This is a genomic window from Sphingobacterium sp. SG20118 (genome assembly GCF_044740685.1).
GTDB lineage: Bacteria > Bacteroidota > Bacteroidia > Sphingobacteriales > Sphingobacteriaceae > Sphingobacterium.
In genome coordinates, this window is sequence record NZ_CP172826.1 from 4309458 (window position 1) to 4326283 (window position 16826).

The following is a 16826-nucleotide window of genomic DNA, read 5'->3' on the forward strand; positions in this document are numbered from 1 at the left end:
AAGCCGCCGCCTCCGAAACCGCCGAAGCCACCACTATCGCCGCCGCCGCCAAAGCCACCGCCTCCTGAAACCTCCTCGTCCTAGAGTATTTAAAAGTGTCCACCAAAGTAAATCTGAACTTCCTCTGCCGTTCATCATTTTACCACCACCATTACCACCGTTTCCACCTTTTTTAGAAATCAAGGCAATGACAATCATAACGACAACAATAAGAATCAGCATCTTCGAGGTACCGCCACTTCCATTTGGTTGTTTAGGATCCGCTTTATATTCACCTTTGGTATAGGATATCAATGCATCTGTTGCATTATTGACTCCTGTATAATAATCTTGTGCTCGAAAGGCAGGCTTAATCTCATTTTCTATGATGCGATGTGCAATTGCGTCAGGTACCGCACCTTCTATACCATAACCTGTCTGTATAGTAACAGCTCGGTCGCCAATTGCTGCCAATAATAATATTCCACTATTGTATTTCTTATTTCCGACCCCCCATTGTTGTGCAAGTCTCACTGCATAATCACTGATGTCGTAAGAACCTGTTGAATTCATCAAAACAACAGCAATCTGAACAGAGGTCGAATCTTCAAAAGCCAATAGCTTCCGCTCCAACTGATCCAATTGACTCGCTGTCAAGGTCTTTGTATAATCATTAACCAAGCGGTTTGGGGTAGCAGGAAAATCCTGCGCAAATAAATGTGTTACACTTAAAAGCATCATTATCGTCGTCAATACGAAGATATGGATGTATGAAAATGTAGACTCGGTCATGGACCTATATGCTGTTAGTTTATTCATTTCTATTTATCGCCAAAAACAATATCATTCGGTAATTCATTAATATCGTCATCCTGTCTCGGGTAAAATTTCGCCAATTCTGCACCAGCATTCTGAACTCCTCGGATCAACCCTTCTACAAAAGCTGCCTTTCGAAATTCTTGAACCATAATTTCCTTTGTTGACTCCCAAAAATCGGCTGTTACTTTTGTATGGATACCGGCATCTCCAATAATAGAAAATTTATGATCTTCATGTGCTAAATAAATTAAAACACCATTTCTTAAGGCCGTTTTATGCATGGCCAATTTCTCAAAATAATGCTTCGCACGGTCAAAAACTTCCCCAGGGCAATGCTTTTCAACAACCACACGAATTTCGCCCGATGTTCTATTCTCCGCCAAACTGATTGCATGCACTACTTTTTCTTGTTCTTCTGATGAAAATGCTCCCATTAATAAAATTGTTTTTAAATAAAAAAAGATGAATGTGTGCACAAGATAAGCCCATCATTCATCTTTTCTAGTAAACTAATACGGTATACTTAGAATGATACTGTCGGCGCTTTATCTGCACCTTCTTGTGCTGTAAAAGTTCCTTTAGCTTTGAAACCAAACATACCCGCCATTAAATTGTTAGGGAAGCTACGTACCGTTGTATTGAATTGCTGTACAGCTTCATTATATGCTCTGCGTTCAGTCGAAATTCTATTTTCGGTACCTTCCAATTGTGCTTGTAGTTCTAAAAAGCTTTGATTTGCTTTCAAATCTGGATAAGCTTCCACTGTAGCCATCAATTTACTCAATGAACCTGAAAATTGATCTTGAACTTTTTGATATTGTGCAATTGTTTCTTCATTCAAGTTGGTAGGATCTACCGTAATAGAAGTTGCTTTCGCACGTGCTTCAACTACTGCTGTCAACGTACCTTCTTCGTGCTTTGCCGCCCCTTTAACAGTATTCACCAAATTTGGAACTAAATCTGCACGTCTCTGATATGCATTTTCAACCTGTGCCCATTTTCCTTTCACATTTTCATCTTGCGATACCATGGTATTGTATCCACATGAACTGAAAGATAACGCGACCATTAAACCAAAGAATGCGACTAATAATCTTTTCATTTTTTTCGTTGAATTAATATTTTTCAAAATAATTTTAATGGAAAGCTTACTACAAAGGCCATACCACTCCCACGAATATAAGAATAATTTTAAGCGCATAAGTATTTATAACTAAAAAAATACAGCAGATATCCTTAACTTTACGCTGTTTTGGGATAAAAACCCAGCAAGATTGATATGCAAAAAGAAATTGAATTAGCGATTGCTCCAGAAAGAATCGAAGATCATGATTACATTCTAAATCAGGGTTCTATAGCTTTAAAAATAAATTCTGAACGAATCAAGGGTTTTAAAATCCGTAAACGCTCTATTGATGCACGTAGCCGAAATATTATTTTCAGAGCACGTATTATTTTTTTTATCGACGAAAAACCTACTACCGAAGTTTTTAAGACAAATTTTCATGCTGTACAGGATGCAAAGCCGGTATTAATTATTGGCGCTGGTCCTGCCGGTTTATTTGCAGCACTTCAATGTCTAGAAAAGGGATTAAAACCAATCATTGTTGAACGGGGGAAAGACGTTCAAGAGCGCCGTCGTGATTTAGCGAAGCTAAACCGTGAGGGAATCGTTGACGAAGATTCAAACTATTGTTTTGGCGAGGGCGGTGCAGGCACTTATTCGGATGGTAAGCTCTATACTAGGTCTGATAAGCGTGGGGATATTGATAAAGTATTAAAACTATTTGTAGCGCATGGTGCTACTGAGGATATCTTAGTCAACGCACGTCCGCATATTGGTACCAACAAATTACCACATATCATCCAAGCCATTCGAGAAACTATTATCGAACACGGCGGTGAAGTTATTTTTGAACAACGTGTTGTGGATATCACCACTGAAGACAATCAGGTGACAGGTGTTACGCTTGCTAGCGGAAACTGCATTAAAAGCCAAACATGTCATTGTGGCAACAGGACACTCGGCACGTGATATTTTTGAACTATTCCGTATAAAAAACTGGTTACTTGAAGCAAAAGCTTTTGCTTTAGGTGTCCGCATCGAACATCCACAAGAAATCATCGATCAGGCACAATACCACTGTGAAATCCGCAGTGAACACCTACCACCAGCCTATTATAGTTTAGTGGAACAAGTAAATGGGCGTGGTGTATTTTCATTCTGTATGTGTCCTGGCGGTGTCATTGCCCCTTGTTCAACAGCAGATAATGAAATTGTCGTCAACGGTTGGTCGCCCTCTAAACGAAATAATCCACACGCCAACTCGGGCACGGTTATTCAGATCAACCTCGAAGATGTTCCTGGTTCGGACAGTAACCCATTTGCGATGTTGGACTTTCAGCATGAGATAGAAAAGCGTGCATTTGAAGTAGGTGGTGGAAAAATGGTTGCTCCTGCTCAACGTATGATTGATTTTGTCGAAGGTCGTATATCCAAAGATCTTCCGGAGAACTCGTATAAACCAGGTACAATATCAGCAGACCTTACGCAGGTACTTCCCAAATTTGTCTACGAGGCCCTACGCGGGGCTTTACCTATTTTTGGAAAAAAAATGAAAGGTTATTATACTAATGAAGCTATCTTGGTTGCTGTAGAATCTCGCACTTCATCCCCAATACGTATCCCGCGTGATAAAGCAACTTTACAACATCCTGAAATCAAAGGGCTTTACCCTTGCGCTGAAGGTGCGGGTTATGCTGGAGGAATTATTTCAGCCGCAATTGATGGGATGAATTGTGCAGATGCGATAAACTAAATTGATAAAATATCAAATTGGTCTTGCAAAGAATCAAATAAAGCTGTATTTTTGTAGCACCAACGCGAAAGTAGCTCAGTTGGTAGAGCACAACCTTGCCAAGGTTGGGGTCGCGAGTTCGAATCTCGTCTTTCGCTCAAAAAGAGAAAAGCTTCCATAATTTGGAAGCTTTTCTCTTTTATATGCTTTTTTACTATTTTTTACCTAAGCGCATAACTGCCGGTGTAAAGAAAGACAGTATCCCAACAACGACCATCAACATACCCGCTATCACAAAAGCATTGGCTACCCCGATAACATCAGCTATAAAACCCGTAAAGAGCAGACCAACGACACTAGGCAGAATAGCAATACTAAAATAAAGCGAGAATACGCGGCCCAACATCTGTGGAGCTACCTCTTCCTGAATCGTGGTCATAAAGGATGCTGAAAATAAGGACATCGATATCCCCCCAATTCCAGTCACTATCACAAATGGAATAAACCAGGTCGAAGGAAACCATCCTGAAAATGCGAAAGTCAGTCCTAAGACAATATGCATTGCATTAATCATGATTATTTTAGAAAATTTAACTTTAAACGCGCTCAATAAACCGCCTCCAACCAACATTCCCACTCCCCAAATAATTTCAATCACACTCATCTCCCACTTTCCTCCGTTAAAATGTCCGATGGTCAGTAAGGGAAACATGATGGCTATTGGCATGACACAAAAAGTGGCAACCATAGCGTAAACGAATAACAAGCTCAATCCTCGATTGTGATAAATAGCTTGCATCCCTTTTTTCAGATCATCCCATACTTGCCCAAACGATAATTTAGAATCCACAGTTAAATGTGGAATGGTAACAAAAAGCAGGGAGACAATCGCTACTGCCGCACCGATAACGTCCAAATAGAGCACTTGTGCGATTGAAAAATATGTAATCGCCAAAGTCCCCAATGCTGGTCCTGCAATACTACTTACAGACTGTAGCATCTGATTAATTCCTGATACACGTAAAAGCTTATCTTCTGGCACCATTAATGGTGCTATCGCTTGCATAGCTGGTGCATGGAATGCCGAACCAACAGAACGACATGCCAATAATAAATAGATGATCGATAAACTTACGGCGGCTCCTTGGAGTACAAAAGTCATGAGCAATGTACACAATGCGATAAATGCATCTGCAAAAATCATCACTTTTTTACGATCCCAACGATCTATAAAAACGCCTACAAAAGGACCAATAAGTGCTTGTGGCAATAATCCGGCAATACCTGCTAAAGCCAATACCTCCGCAGATTTGTGTGTTAAACTCAGCCAAACAATTACGGCAAAATTGACAGCAGAGCTGGTCAATAATGACACAAATTGTCCAATCCAAATATACATGTAGGTTTGAAACCAATTTTTATTTTCCATAAAAAAAACAGTGTAAAATACAACTGTAAATGATTTGAAATATCATTTACATCAATGAACAATTACCTTGACAAACGCAGTCTACCAAGGTTTAAAATAAAATGTTGTATAAAAAACGATATGCATAATGTTACAAAAATAGAAAAAATAGGGAATTTTCATCTAAAATTACGTTAACTTTAAGATTAGTACCATCCTATAAGCCATGAAAATTTTCAAAAGTAGACAAGACCACTTGATAAATGCTATAACTATTGTTCCCCTAATGTTCGTATTTATCATGATGTTTATCGAACTTATGAATGATGAAGCAACTTTAGTTCAGTTGATGACCGTTATAGGGCTTCCTACAGTCTTAACGGCGATATTGCTATTCCCGCGTCCAAAATATTCGATTGACAATTCATACTTTTATTATAAAGTTGGTCTAATTAATGGGAAGATTGCCATAGAGAATATCCGTAAAATTGAAGTTGGAAAGACATTATGGGTTGGCTTTAAACCAGCAACTGCTCGTAAGGGTTTGATTGTCCATTATAATAAATACGACGAAATTTACATCAGCCCCGATAGCAATGAAAATTTCATAAATGAACTGTTACAATATAATCCAAATATTCATCTTATAAGGACTGTATAACTAGCGATCCAACCACATTTGAAAATCAGAAGATTTGTCTTCACTCACGATTATTTCAACCTCTGCAGGTAACGCGGGTTGCACTTGTAATCGGATACGATTACGACCCACTTTCAACATATCGACAATCGATTCGATATGTATGATGAATTTGCGATTGACCTGAAAGAAGAATTGAGGGTCCAATTTTGATGCGAGTCCGGTAATGGTATCTTCAACGATAAACTGACTCCCCTCATTTGTGTAGCCATACAACAATTTATCTTCAGCCATAAAGTAAGCAATTTCGGTGGTCGGAATCGATTTTAAACGCATACCATAACGTACTAAAAACCGACTTTTATATTGTAGATTACTATTTTTATCTTCAAAAAGGTGGGCTACTTTATTTAATGCTTCTTGCAACTCATCTTCATCATACGGTTTCAAAAGATAAGCATAACCTTGGTTCTGAAAGGCCTTTAACGCATAATCTTCGAAAGCAGTTGTGAAGATTACTGGAACTTGGATTTTAACCTGATCAAAAATATCGAAACTTAATCCATCCCCAAGCTGTACATCCATAAAAATCAAGTCGACGTCATGTTTCAGTAGCCAATCTGTAGCCTCTCTTACCGTAGTCTTAACCGTATAATCAAACTTTGCAGAAATCAATTGGCTCAATTTCTCCAATAAGCTCTCTGAAGCCCAGTTTTCATCTTCTACGATTAATATATTTTTAAACATGTGTTGAATTTATAAAAAAATCCCCATTCTTTTCAGAATGAGGATCGAATTTTATGAAATTGATGATAGATTACAATTCTGGGTTATTCGATATCGCTTCTTTTGGATAACGAATCACATAACGTGGATCATTTTGATTTAAGAAATAATCTTTAGACTGGTAACGATGTACAATTTCTGGACGAGTTGTACGCTTCAGATCGTACCAACGTAGTCCTTCTAAAGCAAACTCCTTTGCACGTTCCTCGATAATAAACGAAATCAAGTCTTTATCAGTAATTGTTGATAACTTTGTTTGAGCCGCTGCAAAGGCTGCAGCGGTCAATCTATTTTTCAATAGTGTAGTCAATTCTTGTATCGCTTGAGTAGGTTTTCCTAAACGAGCTGCGGCTTCTGCTTTAATCAAATATAATTCTGCATTCCTAAAGGTTACGTTCAAACGGTTATTCCCACCTTTTTTAGACACAATATTATCATCCCATCTTTTCTCAAAATAACGTGCAAAGCGTAAATCGCCTTCCTCGTATTTTGCCAACAATACTGGACTGATGAAGGTTGAACCAGATACATTCGGCTTTCCTACTTCTTCCCAGGCTTGAATCATTTCTTTAGATTCAAAATCGTTGGGCAATTTTGAGGATGCGTCCTTTAAATCTTCCAAATCGGCATTGATAGCTAAACCACGGTCTGCCGCTTTCACTGCAAGTTCCCATTCACCACGATATAATCTTAAACGTGCTTCAAAAGCCTCATAAGCACGACGGCTGAATCTGTATTTTACAGCAGTGGCTTGATCAATAATCTGAAGTAAATCTGACGCTTCTTTCATATCCGTCAAAATTTGTTCATATACTTTTTCTACCGTTGCTGGAGTAAACAACTGCTCCAAATCCACTTTAATCGAAAGTGGTACGCCACGATCTGTAGCTGCTGTAGCTGGATTGTAATTATCAGCATAAGTATTCAATAATTCAAAATGCGCATAAGCACGTAATAAATACGCTTCCGCACGGATTTGTTTTACACCATCTGTATCTCCTGCTTTGTCCTTAGCCTCAGCAATGATGTGATTGGCATAAAAGATACTTTTATAGAGCGTTTCCCAAGCCATTGGCTGTGTGTTGCGATCAGGGTTTTGATCATTCCAAAGATAAAGATCTTTCAATGTTCCGAGATCGGTAGAAAATTCATCCAACAACAACTCATCTGTACGTAAGTTTAAATATGATTTATGTTCTGGATAAACTTTATAACCACTAAACATCAAAGCTCTAAAATCAGCTTCAGTAATAGGAACGACGGTCCCTACCGGTTGTATATCTAAATATTTATTGCAAGAAGTGGTTAATAGTCCACCAACTAACAATCCGATATATATTAAATTCTTTTTCATAGATATCTTAATTAAAATGATGCCGTTAAACCAAAAGCAAACGATTTAGAGATTGGTTGAGCATAATTATTACCATACGTTTCAGGGTCAAAATATCCATCATAATTATTGCCAAATACAAATAAATTACGTCCTTCAATATTAAAACGAATGTTTGAAGCCTGTACTTTACTTGCAAGCGATTTAGGCAACGTATACCCTAAACGTATACTGTTGACACGAAAATAACTCATCTTCTTAGACCAGATATCTAAATAATTAAAAGCATCTGATGGATCATTACCATACATCCAAGTGTAGGCCATCCAACGATCATTCGCTTCAGCGCTTGTTGAACCTATGGCAATAAATTCTTTCGAACCTGGAGTAAGCGCTTGTAATACATCTTTCGTGTAATTCGAACCGCGGTCTACAATAGCTGGATTGTAGGTTGGACTACGACGCATCCACTGATCGATATTGAATACAACAGATACCGCCAAATCAAAATTAGCATAGCGGAACCTATTGGTCATACCGCCAACAAATTTAGGGTCCATACTCCCTTTGTATTTGAATTTATCTTGATAATCATTGTTTTTCATCGTCGAATTCACAAAAATACCTGGTGCCATATCCGCGTAGGGATCAAACAATTGAAAGTAATCTTCATAAGATATCACATCACGCTGATCATTATAAAACTGAGGCAAACCATCAGCGTCTAAACCAGCCGTTTCAATCTCATACAAAGAGCTGATAGGTTTACCTTCTCGCGCATCAACATTGTATGCCATCGGATTAGCCATCACACGTTTCAACTTATTACGATTATGTGCGATATTAAAATCGGTCGACCATGAGAAACGGTCGCGCACGATGTTTTGACCGCTAATCGATAATTCAATACCATCATTACTTACGGATGCCCAGTTACGGGATACATTCGGGAAGCCATTTTCTAATGGTAATTGACTTGTTCCAATTAAATCTGTCGATAATCGGTTGTAATAATCAACCGTGAACTGTACCCTATTTCTTAAGATTCCAAAATCAAAACCTGCATTCCAAGACTGCGTACGTTCCCAACGTAATTTATCATTAGCAGGCATACCCACTACAATACTTTCTTCATTATTCCCAGGTAGCATTGACCCTGTGCTATACTCTCCAATAATAAATGGATAAGAATTACGGTCGATATTCCCTTGTATACCATAAGATCCACGGAACTTCAGATTCGATATCCACTCTTGATCTTTCAAAAAATCCTCTTCTTTTGCATTCCATGATCCGGATAGTGACCAGATCGGTAGGAATCGATATTTCGGATCTACACCAAACATGTTCGAGCCATCGTAACGAATACTTCCGTATACGTTGTATTTACGATCATAACTATAGGAAGCATTCGCATAAAATGATGCGTAAGAAGTTTCACCTATCGTTTTAGCATATTGCTGATATTTTTTATCATTAGCATAATTACTATTCGGGAATAATATAGGTTGAGTAGTCAATGTCTTTGGATTGAAACCAAAACCACGTGTCATTATACCCGTATTTTTTGACCTTCGTAACTCAGTACCTGCCATGATTTCGATTTCATGGTGATCATTGAAATTCAAGTTGTATTGAGCAAAAGATTTCCAGTTGTATTGAAAAATACTGTTCTTATCATTCTGGATTTGCCCACCATCAGGTAAGAAATACTTATTTGTTTTCGATGCACTATCGTAATAACGGGTTTGTGCCCTAAACTTTCTTGTATTATAACTTTCCTTTTCAGCGAAACGCTCCGTACCTGACTCTTCAAACTGTAAGCCCAATTCAGTACGTAAAGATAAAGATGGTAATACTTGATACGTCAAATTAGCAATTGCTTTTAGACTCTTATTGTTCAAGTTATAGCTGGTATTTGCGCGCTCCTCAAGTGCATTAAATGGGATGTAGGTATCAACTTCGTAACCCATGATATCTGCATCGTATACATAATTACCCTGTGCATCTCTCGGCGTCAAATATGGGTTAACGGTACGTGCATAAGTATTGGGATTGGTAAAAGCATCACGATCTTGAATAAAGTTATTCCGATCGGTAGAAGAACCTAATAAATTAATCCCCGCTTTCAGTTTATTACTGATTTTAAAGTTGTTGTTTAAAGTCAATGAATAACGACGCATACCCACACCTTTAGTGGCAGCTTGTTCATCATAAAATCCACCAGACAAATAAAAATCATGTCCGTCTGATCCACCTGAAATTGATGCTGTATATTGTTGATTTAATGCTGTACGGTACAATTCATCGCCCCAGTTATGATTCTGGTTGCGCAATTGACTGATGGCGTCTTGTGTTGCCGTAGAAAGCCCCGTCAAACCAAATTGACGATAGGTATCCAATTCATTGTTCGCATTCAATAAACGTGCGATAGCACCTTGACTGGTTCGGTAAGTCAAATCTGTACGATTGGCCATTCCCAATTCAAAATCTACCTTCTCCGATGCGTTCATCAGATTCAGTTTACTGAAATCGGGTTTTTGAGTCACAAAACTGTTAGCCGATACCGAAACTTGAGTAGGTCCTTTTTTACCTTTTTTGGTTGTAATTACAATCACACCATTTGCTGCACGAGCTCCATAAATGGACGTCGCAGCAGCATCCTTCAATACTGTGATGTCCGCAATATCATCAGGGTTAATACCCGCAATCGGTAAATTAGAAAGATTGTTTAAATTATCTTTATCAAACGTATTGGGCAATGCTGTTCCTTCAATTGGTAAACCATCGATAACCCATAATGGGTCTTGGGTACCATTTAAAGATACCGTACCACGGATACGTATTTTTGGAGCACTGTTTGGTCCACCATTGAGATTACTCAATTGTAAACCGGCTACTTGACCTTCCAATAACTGATCGACACTCGAAACACCAGTTTGCTTGATTTCGTCTAATTTCAACTTATTGTAAGCAGTGGTATTCTTTACTTTACTGATATTGTTATATCCAGTGACAATGACTTCTTCCAAAGCATTTGCAACTTCTTCCAAGAAAATCGTATTGTATACCTTACCTACCTGTACCTGCTTATTTTCATAACCGACAAAGGAAACTGTAAAATACTTGACATCCGTAGGGATAGTCAGGGTAAAATTCCCCAAGTTGTCTGTCACTGCTCCCAGTGCAGATTGTTGGATTTGTCCAGTCACACCTGTAGACTCTCCAACTGCTGTGCCATCTACAAAAATCGTAGCACCTAAAATCGGTGTCTGTTTTTTGCTATCCAACACTTTTCCCTTTAGGGTGACGGTTTCTTGTGCATAAGAAATGAGCTGCACGCAAGAAAACACGATCAAGAGGATAAATTTATTCATGTGTTTTATTATATATAAATTTTGTTAATTACTTGTATTTAAAGAACTATTGATACGCATCAATAAGTCTTGATAATGAGCCTGAGTAGTGAAATCGCCCGAAGATTGTGCTGCTTTAATTAATTTTTGAATTTGAATCAATTCAGCACGTTTTACTGTTAACATTTCTGCTGTTCTACTCATACCAGAAACATGAACATTACGTAAATTGTTCTCTTCAGCAATTCCATGAGCTACACCATGTACAGGACAGAAAACAGGTTTTGCCGCTTGCATGAATTGGTCTACAAAAGATAATTTTTTTGTATTTAGCTTATCCATACTTTTATTGTTCGTTACCAACAAAATATCAATATAGTTTTGTTGTAACATGCGTGCATCGATATCTAAATTTTGCTTTGCAATCGTTTTTGCAAAAATATCCTGACGCAATGTTTTCAAGAATTCCTCAATACTCCAAGCTTGATCACGTCCGAAAAGTAATTCCATTTCCGTCATACGCAATAGCCGTTGATCCTGAAGCAAGTTGTATAACAAACTATATTGGAATTCTCTCTTTAATGTATAGGGTGCATATTCAAATGATCCTACTGGGCTATCTTTCAAAGGAAATGTTTTCGTCATCAACTCCTTGCGGAACAACCATTCGGGCAAGGTGAAAACATGCTCCTTCAAATACGCTAATGCTTCTATTTGGGTCTGACGAGGGACTGGTGCGTAAGCATCTTTACCGTCTCCTAGAACTGGATTATTTAAATAAATACCACCAATATTATTCGAAACATGATCCGCATAAGCATACCATTGTCCGATAACAGCCATGTATAATTTGCCTGCTTTATAGTAGTCCTGACCAGCAATAGTTGTCCAATTAATAATTTGGGGCATAATGCGTTTCAAATTTTTTAAACCATAAGCACCCGCCAGCATCGCATTATCGCCAAGATCCTCGGATTGCGATCTTGGGTCCACTGTATTCTTATGATCCTGTTGTTCTCCATACCAATAGTATGGATTATCTTGTTTCGATTCTATCTCTTTCTTAAGCAAAGGAAGTTCTTCCCAAGCCGTTTTATTCGGATACCAACGGTATGCCCAAGCAATTGCATATTTATCGTATAAACCAATAATTGGGGTAATGGCTTTTACTTGATCTTCGGGTTGCGCCACATAGTTAAAGCGAGCATAATCCATGATAGATGTCGCCGTACCACCCATCTTTTCTGTGAAAGAAGCTGATCGTAGTGAATCTACCGGGAAACTATACGAAGAACCCATATTATGCTTCAATCCTAAGGTATGTCCAATCTCATGTGATGATACAAAGCGGATAGCGTGTGCCATCTTCTCATCTGAAAATACATTACCACGAACGGATGTATCGATAACACCAGTCTGCACACGCATCCAAGTATTTAACGCCGTCATCACATTATGCCACCAGATGACATCAGCTTCCAAAATTTCACCTGTACGGGGGTCAACTACTGAAGGCCCCATTGCGTTGGCTTGTGGAGAAGCTGCATAGGTAATAGCAGAGGTGTTGGCATCGTCAATATCAAAGTCCATTCCAGCAGGGACTTCTTTTGCAATAATAGCATCTTTAAAACCAGCTTCTTCAAATGCTGTTTGCCAATCGTGCACACCTTCAATAATTTGTTTACGCCATTGCTGTGGTGTCGCTGGATCGATATAGAATACGATTTGTTTTTTAGGAACAACCAATTCTCCTGCTATATAACGTGCCACGTCTTCTTCGCGAGGCTCTAAGCGCCAGCGCGTTACTAATTCTCTTTTTTCAAGTTCTTGTTGTTTATCAGAAAAATACCAACGGGGTGTGGTAAAGTAACCCACTCTTGGATCTGAGAAACGTGGTTTCATTGCTTCTTTTGGCAATTCCAAGATATTACTTGTCACCGTCAAACTGATTGGAATAGATTCGTTTCCTTCCGTTACGCGTGTCGATAATATCGAACGGATTACGACATTATTATCAAAGGATTTCATTTGATCGATAATGGATAGTGCCGTCTTTGGTGAGGTTCCTAATCCAATATTGGTAAATACATCATTGAAACTCTTTTCAGTACCATCAAAGATCTTGTTTACTTTAATGATGACGGAAGATGAGTCTTTATTATAACCTTCGATCTTGAATGATTCGATGAAAGAAGGGGTAAAATTATCTGCCACAGAACGTGCAATAGCATCTTCTTTGGGTACTTCGACTTGTGGTTTAATCTCACTTGCCCAAATTTCTTTACGCGCTTTCTTTAAGGAGAAACGAATAACTTTATTTTCATAATTCATTCCCTTATTTAAACCTGCTTCATTCAAAGCTAAAGGCACAGAAGAAATTTTATTGATCAATAAAAAGTCTTGCTCTAATTTTTCTAGCGGAATTTCAAAGAAGAAATCCTTCTCCTTATTAATAACATTAAAAACACCACTATCAATTTTGGCATTTTTTAAAAACTTGTCATAAACTAATACGGAATCCTTTTTTGTGGAATCAGCAGTAACAACTTTCTTTTTACCTAAGCCTAAAGGACTGAGCAGCTGACAAGAATTGAGAATGAAAATAGAAAAGAAACTTAAGCATGCAAATGCTGAACTTCTTTTGAAATGCAGATTATTCATTTGTAATTATATTATAGGACTAATAGATACAGGGCGGTGAAGATGCCAATATATTATCAATCCAAAAAGCAATTCCGAGTGAAGACGTAAATTTCAGGAGTGAGTCCGCATTATTGATGGAAGAATTAACCCAAGACTATTAAACTTTTGTCTTATATTTATTGACTATCAATTGGTATAGGAGGTAAATAAACCGTAAAGTGAGATTCAGTCTGCTGTATCTCAAAGCCTTGAACATGATAAAAATCATACACATGTGCAATCATATGCGTACCATAACCTGCAGAATCCATATCTGAATTTTTTAACAAAACACTATTTTTCACAACAATTCGACCATCCATTTCAGTGATAACAATCGTCAATGGATGCATCTTGCTGAGTTCATTATGCTTGATCGCATTTTCAATCAAAATCTGCAAACTGAACCTTGGAATACTTAAAGCTAGCGCTTCTGGAGAAATGGAGATCTCCAAGGGATTGAGCGTATCGACGAAGCGGATTTTTTGCAAAAAAAAGTATTCTTCAGCAAGTACCACCTCTTCCCGTATGGTCGCTAAGCCTGAATCATCACCGCTTAAAAATTTACGGTATACTTTCGCCATTTTTCCAACAAAAACTTTTGCTTGCACTGGATCTTTCCCAATCAACTGCTGCAATGAAACCGAGGGCGTTGAAGAGGAAGTGGGGGTCAACTTTACGCTTCAGATTCTCAAAACGTAATAATGCATCTTCTTTTTGATATTCCAGATTTCTAAGACTTAAGCGTTTGGCCTTTCTATTTTGCAGATCCATCAAAAACATACAGAAAAGCATTATCCCTATACCAATTGCCCCAAGGAGAAAACTCACCCTACTTATACTATGCACATCGTCTTGAGTTGTGAGCAAAAGTACATTGACAAAAAACTTATTTTCCGAAAATATCCCTTTAAGCTTATACTCGTTCACAATTACATCAAGAATCAGATATTCAGATAAAATAGTGCTATCTTTTACTGGATAGCTCACAAAATTCTTTTTTTTCTTTTCCCCTACTCTAGCTAGATCAGGATGCATCAAACATATCCCATCTTGATCGTATAATTCGAAATATGCACGCATACCTATTTTCTGATTGGCAACATAGGTATTCAATCGATTCAGATCTAAAATCAATTGAAGTACTCCGGTCCTCGTTTTTATGAAAACCTCCAAGTACTTATCGCTTTGAACTTGAATAAATTTGACAGATTTAAAACCGTTTGAAATTTCACTTGCAACTTGGGTAGGAACGCTCACATTTGGATTCTCATACCATTCAAATTCTTTCGAAAAATATGCACCACTACTCTTCCAGAAGGAGTAGGATAGAATAAATTGACTTACATCACCTTGTTCTATCAATTTATTGATAAAGCCTTGTTGATTCTCATCTGCCGCAATCCCCATCAACTGAAAGGTACGCTCAAAGTCATCAAATTCCTTCTGAACAAGCTGTGCCTTTTCAAGTGATATCTCCTTCAAGAATCGCGTATTAAATTCCCCCAATCGTTGGTCAATCACTCGAAACATGAGCAAATAGACAACTAGAGTACAAATAATCGCTAAACCAAAGATTAGAAAGCGATTGCGTTTAAGAGAAAATAAAGATTGTTGCATATTTTAAGATTAACCGCTCTGCCTGCGGAAAAAAAAAACGTTTGAATTAAAATTCAAACGTTTTTATATATCGAAATAGTTTGAAACTATTTGCTTGTTAAGCTTTCTTCAACCAGCTCTTCTACATATTGACGAACAACCTGATTCGAGAATCTGCTTGTAACATCAAATGCGAAAGCATGTACCAATAAGATACGTGCGGCTTCTTCACCGATACCTCTTGCTCTTAGGTAGAAAAGGGCATCGTTGTCAAACTGACCAATGGTACAACCGTGCGAACACTTCACATCATCAGCAAAAATTTCCAATTGAGGTTTTGTATAAACCGCTGATTTATCAGAAATCAACAAGTTATTATTTTGTTGAAATGCGTTCGTTTTTTGTGCATCTTCACGAACGAAAATCTTTCCGTTAAAAACAGCTGTCGATTCGCCCTGTGTTATGTTTTTATACCATTCGTATGATTCACAGTGTGGTTTCATATGATCCACTTCTGTATGGTTATCTACCAATTGCTTATCATCTGTCAAGTTGATACCATATAGGTGACTCTCCACATTTTCAGCATCAAGACGTACATTGATATTATTTCTAATAAATGATGCACCTGGGAAATTACAGTTATAGTTGTTATATAAACTGTACTTCTCTTGATAGATTTCGGTATGATTGAAGTAGTGGCTTACTGAGGCTGCTACTTGCAAATAATAATGTTGCATTTTAGCATTCTCTTTCACAACAATCTCAGAAACTTTATTCTGAATGTTTTTAGCAGCACCATCTGCGGTCATATAAGACTCGATAATCTCTACTTCAGCATTTGCCTCTACAACAATCAAATTACGCGTTTGCGAAAAGAAATCTTCTTGACCTGTCGCAACGTGAATAATATGGATTGGTTTTGACAAGATTGTGTTTTTCGCTAATGCTACAAAAACACCGTTTGTATACCCTGCAGTATTCAATGCTACGAATGGATTCGCTGTTTTGTCTGCATACTGTGCAAAATGCGCTTTAAAAGCCGGTTCTTCCACAGCATCTTCCATAGTTTTAACGATAAGACCGTTCTCCTCTTCCAACGAAGAGAATGAAAGCATGTATTGACCGTTAACTAATACGATGCGGTGTGCATCCAAATTCGGAATTTCACCAGCACTAAAATCTAACCCTTCAATATCCACATCCGAATTCAATACATATGATTGATCGATAAGCTTATGAATATTGGTGTATTTCCACTCTTCATCTTTCACGGTAGGAAAGCCAACTGCAGAAAAGCGATCAAAAGCTTGTTGACGTATTGCCGACAAAAATGTAGGCTCTGTCCCTTGCTCTTGAAAACTGCTCAACACTTGTTGAAGTAATGATTCTGAAACTAATGTATTCATTTTATATTTTAATCAAA

14 protein-coding genes and 1 tRNA gene are annotated in these 16826 nt (G+C 37.9%); 4 read left to right on the forward strand and 11 right to left on the reverse strand.

The genetic code is table 11. From position 1 onward, the window contains the following. Positions 1–33: 33 nt before the first annotated feature. From ACFX5U_RS19790 to ACFX5U_RS19800, 3 genes are all read right to left on the reverse strand, one after another. Positions 34–798, reverse strand: a complete 765-nt coding sequence (locus ACFX5U_RS19790) for a TPM domain-containing protein (protein ID WP_400261828.1) — start codon at positions 796–798, stop codon at positions 34–36. A gap of 2 nt (positions 799–800) precedes the next feature. Further along, positions 801–1232 (reverse strand): TPM domain-containing protein, encoded by a 432-nt coding sequence (locus ACFX5U_RS19795; RefSeq protein ID WP_280565099.1) that lies wholly within the window; start codon positions 1230–1232, stop codon positions 801–803. An 89-nt stretch (positions 1233–1321) separates the two neighbouring features. Then, positions 1322–1900 carry a LemA family protein gene (locus ACFX5U_RS19800; protein WP_038703091.1) on the reverse strand — a complete coding sequence of 193 codons (579 nt, stop codon included), beginning with the start codon at positions 1898–1900 and terminating at the stop codon, positions 1322–1324. A 177-nt stretch (positions 1901–2077) separates the two neighbouring features. Between ACFX5U_RS19800 and ACFX5U_RS19805 the strand changes: the two genes are divergently transcribed. The 3 genes from ACFX5U_RS19805 to ACFX5U_RS19815 all read left to right on the forward strand — a co-directional run bounded on the left by ACFX5U_RS19805 (position 2078) and on the right by ACFX5U_RS19815 (position 3754). Then, on the forward strand, positions 2078–2833 hold the full coding sequence (locus ACFX5U_RS19805; RefSeq protein ID WP_400261829.1) for an NAD(P)/FAD-dependent oxidoreductase: 756 nt from the start codon (positions 2078–2080) through the stop codon (positions 2831–2833). Continuing rightward, positions 2808–3617, forward strand: coding sequence for an NAD(P)/FAD-dependent oxidoreductase (locus ACFX5U_RS19810; RefSeq protein ID WP_400261830.1), 810 nt, complete (start codon positions 2808–2810; stop codon positions 3615–3617). The genes ACFX5U_RS19805 and ACFX5U_RS19810 overlap by 26 nt, the downstream gene beginning before the upstream one ends. 64 nt (positions 3618–3681) lie before the next feature. Then, positions 3682–3754 (forward strand) — tRNA-Gly (locus ACFX5U_RS19815). Positions 3755–3810: 56 nt separating this feature from the next. Here the strand turns inward: ACFX5U_RS19815 and ACFX5U_RS19820 are convergent. After that, positions 3811–5025 carry an MFS transporter gene (locus ACFX5U_RS19820; protein WP_400261831.1) on the reverse strand — a complete coding sequence of 405 codons (1215 nt, stop codon included), beginning with the start codon at positions 5023–5025 and terminating at the stop codon, positions 3811–3813. A 205-nt stretch (positions 5026–5230) separates the two neighbouring features. Between ACFX5U_RS19820 and ACFX5U_RS19825 the strand changes: the two genes are divergently transcribed. Continuing rightward, on the forward strand, positions 5231–5665 hold the full coding sequence (locus ACFX5U_RS19825; protein WP_280565086.1) for a PH domain-containing protein: 435 nt from the start codon (positions 5231–5233) through the stop codon (positions 5663–5665). Here ACFX5U_RS19825 and ACFX5U_RS19830 read toward each other — a convergent pair whose 3' ends face one another. The 7 genes from ACFX5U_RS19830 to sufD form a co-directional block, all read right to left on the reverse strand. Next, on the reverse strand, positions 5666–6391 hold the full coding sequence (locus ACFX5U_RS19830; RefSeq protein WP_280565084.1) for a LytTR family DNA-binding domain-containing protein: 726 nt from the start codon (positions 6389–6391) through the stop codon (positions 5666–5668). It lies immediately after the preceding gene. Between the two features lie 70 nt (positions 6392–6461). Beyond that, complete coding sequence (locus tag ACFX5U_RS19835; protein WP_400261832.1) at positions 6462–7784, reverse strand: RagB/SusD family nutrient uptake outer membrane protein; 1323 nt, start codon at positions 7782–7784, stop codon at positions 6462–6464. A gap of 11 nt (positions 7785–7795) precedes the next feature. Then, positions 7796–11140 (reverse strand): SusC/RagA family TonB-linked outer membrane protein, encoded by a 3345-nt coding sequence (locus ACFX5U_RS19840; RefSeq protein ID WP_400261833.1) that lies wholly within the window; start codon positions 11138–11140, stop codon positions 7796–7798. Positions 11141–11164: 24 nt separating this feature from the next. Next, positions 11165–13780, reverse strand: coding sequence for a zinc-dependent metalloprotease (locus ACFX5U_RS19845; protein ID WP_400261834.1), 2616 nt, complete (start codon positions 13778–13780; stop codon positions 11165–11167). 158 nt (positions 13781–13938) lie between these two features. Then, a complete protein-coding gene (locus ACFX5U_RS19850; RefSeq protein WP_400261835.1) occupies positions 13939–14385 on the reverse strand; it encodes a hypothetical protein in 447 nt (148 codons plus the stop codon). Continuing rightward, positions 14366–15421, reverse strand: coding sequence for a hypothetical protein (locus tag ACFX5U_RS19855; protein ID WP_400261836.1), 1056 nt, complete (start codon positions 15419–15421; stop codon positions 14366–14368). Before ACFX5U_RS19855 ends, ACFX5U_RS19850 begins: the two co-directional genes overlap by 20 nt. Before the next feature lie 86 nt (positions 15422–15507). Further along, entirely contained in the window at positions 15508–16809 is a 1302-nt protein-coding gene (gene sufD / locus ACFX5U_RS19860; protein ID WP_280565074.1) for a Fe-S cluster assembly protein SufD, read from the reverse strand. Positions 16810–16826: the final 17 nt, after the last annotated feature.

Bases quoted from the DNA above. Each gene is read 5' to 3' on its own strand.
- ACFX5U_RS19790 (WP_400261828.1), bottom strand. From the start codon at position 798: ATGAATAAACTAACAGCATATAGGTCCATGACCGAGTCTACATTTTCA.
- ACFX5U_RS19795 (WP_280565099.1), bottom strand. From the start codon at position 1,232: ATGGGAGCATTTTCATCAGAAGAACAAGAAAAAGTAGTGCATGCAATC.
- ACFX5U_RS19800 (WP_038703091.1), bottom strand. From the start codon at position 1,900: ATGAAAAGATTATTAGTCGCATTCTTTGGTTTAATGGTCGCGTTATCT.
- ACFX5U_RS19805 (WP_400261829.1), top strand. From the start codon at position 2,078: ATGCAAAAAGAAATTGAATTAGCGATTGCTCCAGAAAGAATCGAAGAT.
- ACFX5U_RS19820 (WP_400261831.1), bottom strand. From the start codon at position 5,025: ATGGAAAATAAAAATTGGTTTCAAACCTACATGTATATTTGGATTGGA.
- ACFX5U_RS19825 (WP_280565086.1), top strand. From the start codon at position 5,231: ATGAAAATTTTCAAAAGTAGACAAGACCACTTGATAAATGCTATAACT.
- ACFX5U_RS19830 (WP_280565084.1), bottom strand. From the start codon at position 6,391: ATGTTTAAAAATATATTAATCGTAGAAGATGAAAACTGGGCTTCAGAG.
- ACFX5U_RS19835 (WP_400261832.1), bottom strand. From the start codon at position 7,784: ATGAAAAAGAATTTAATATATATCGGATTGTTAGTTGGTGGACTATTA.
- ACFX5U_RS19840 (WP_400261833.1), bottom strand. From the start codon at position 11,140: ATGAATAAATTTATCCTCTTGATCGTGTTTTCTTGCGTGCAGCTCATT.
- ACFX5U_RS19845 (WP_400261834.1), bottom strand. From the start codon at position 13,780: ATGAATAATCTGCATTTCAAAAGAAGTTCAGCATTTGCATGCTTAAGT.
- ACFX5U_RS19850 (WP_400261835.1), bottom strand. From the start codon at position 14,385: ATGGCGAAAGTATACCGTAAATTTTTAAGCGGTGATGATTCAGGCTTA.
- ACFX5U_RS19855 (WP_400261836.1), bottom strand. From the start codon at position 15,421: ATGCAACAATCTTTATTTTCTCTTAAACGCAATCGCTTTCTAATCTTT.
- sufD (WP_280565074.1), bottom strand. From the start codon at position 16,809: ATGAATACATTAGTTTCAGAATCATTACTTCAACAAGTGTTGAGCAGT.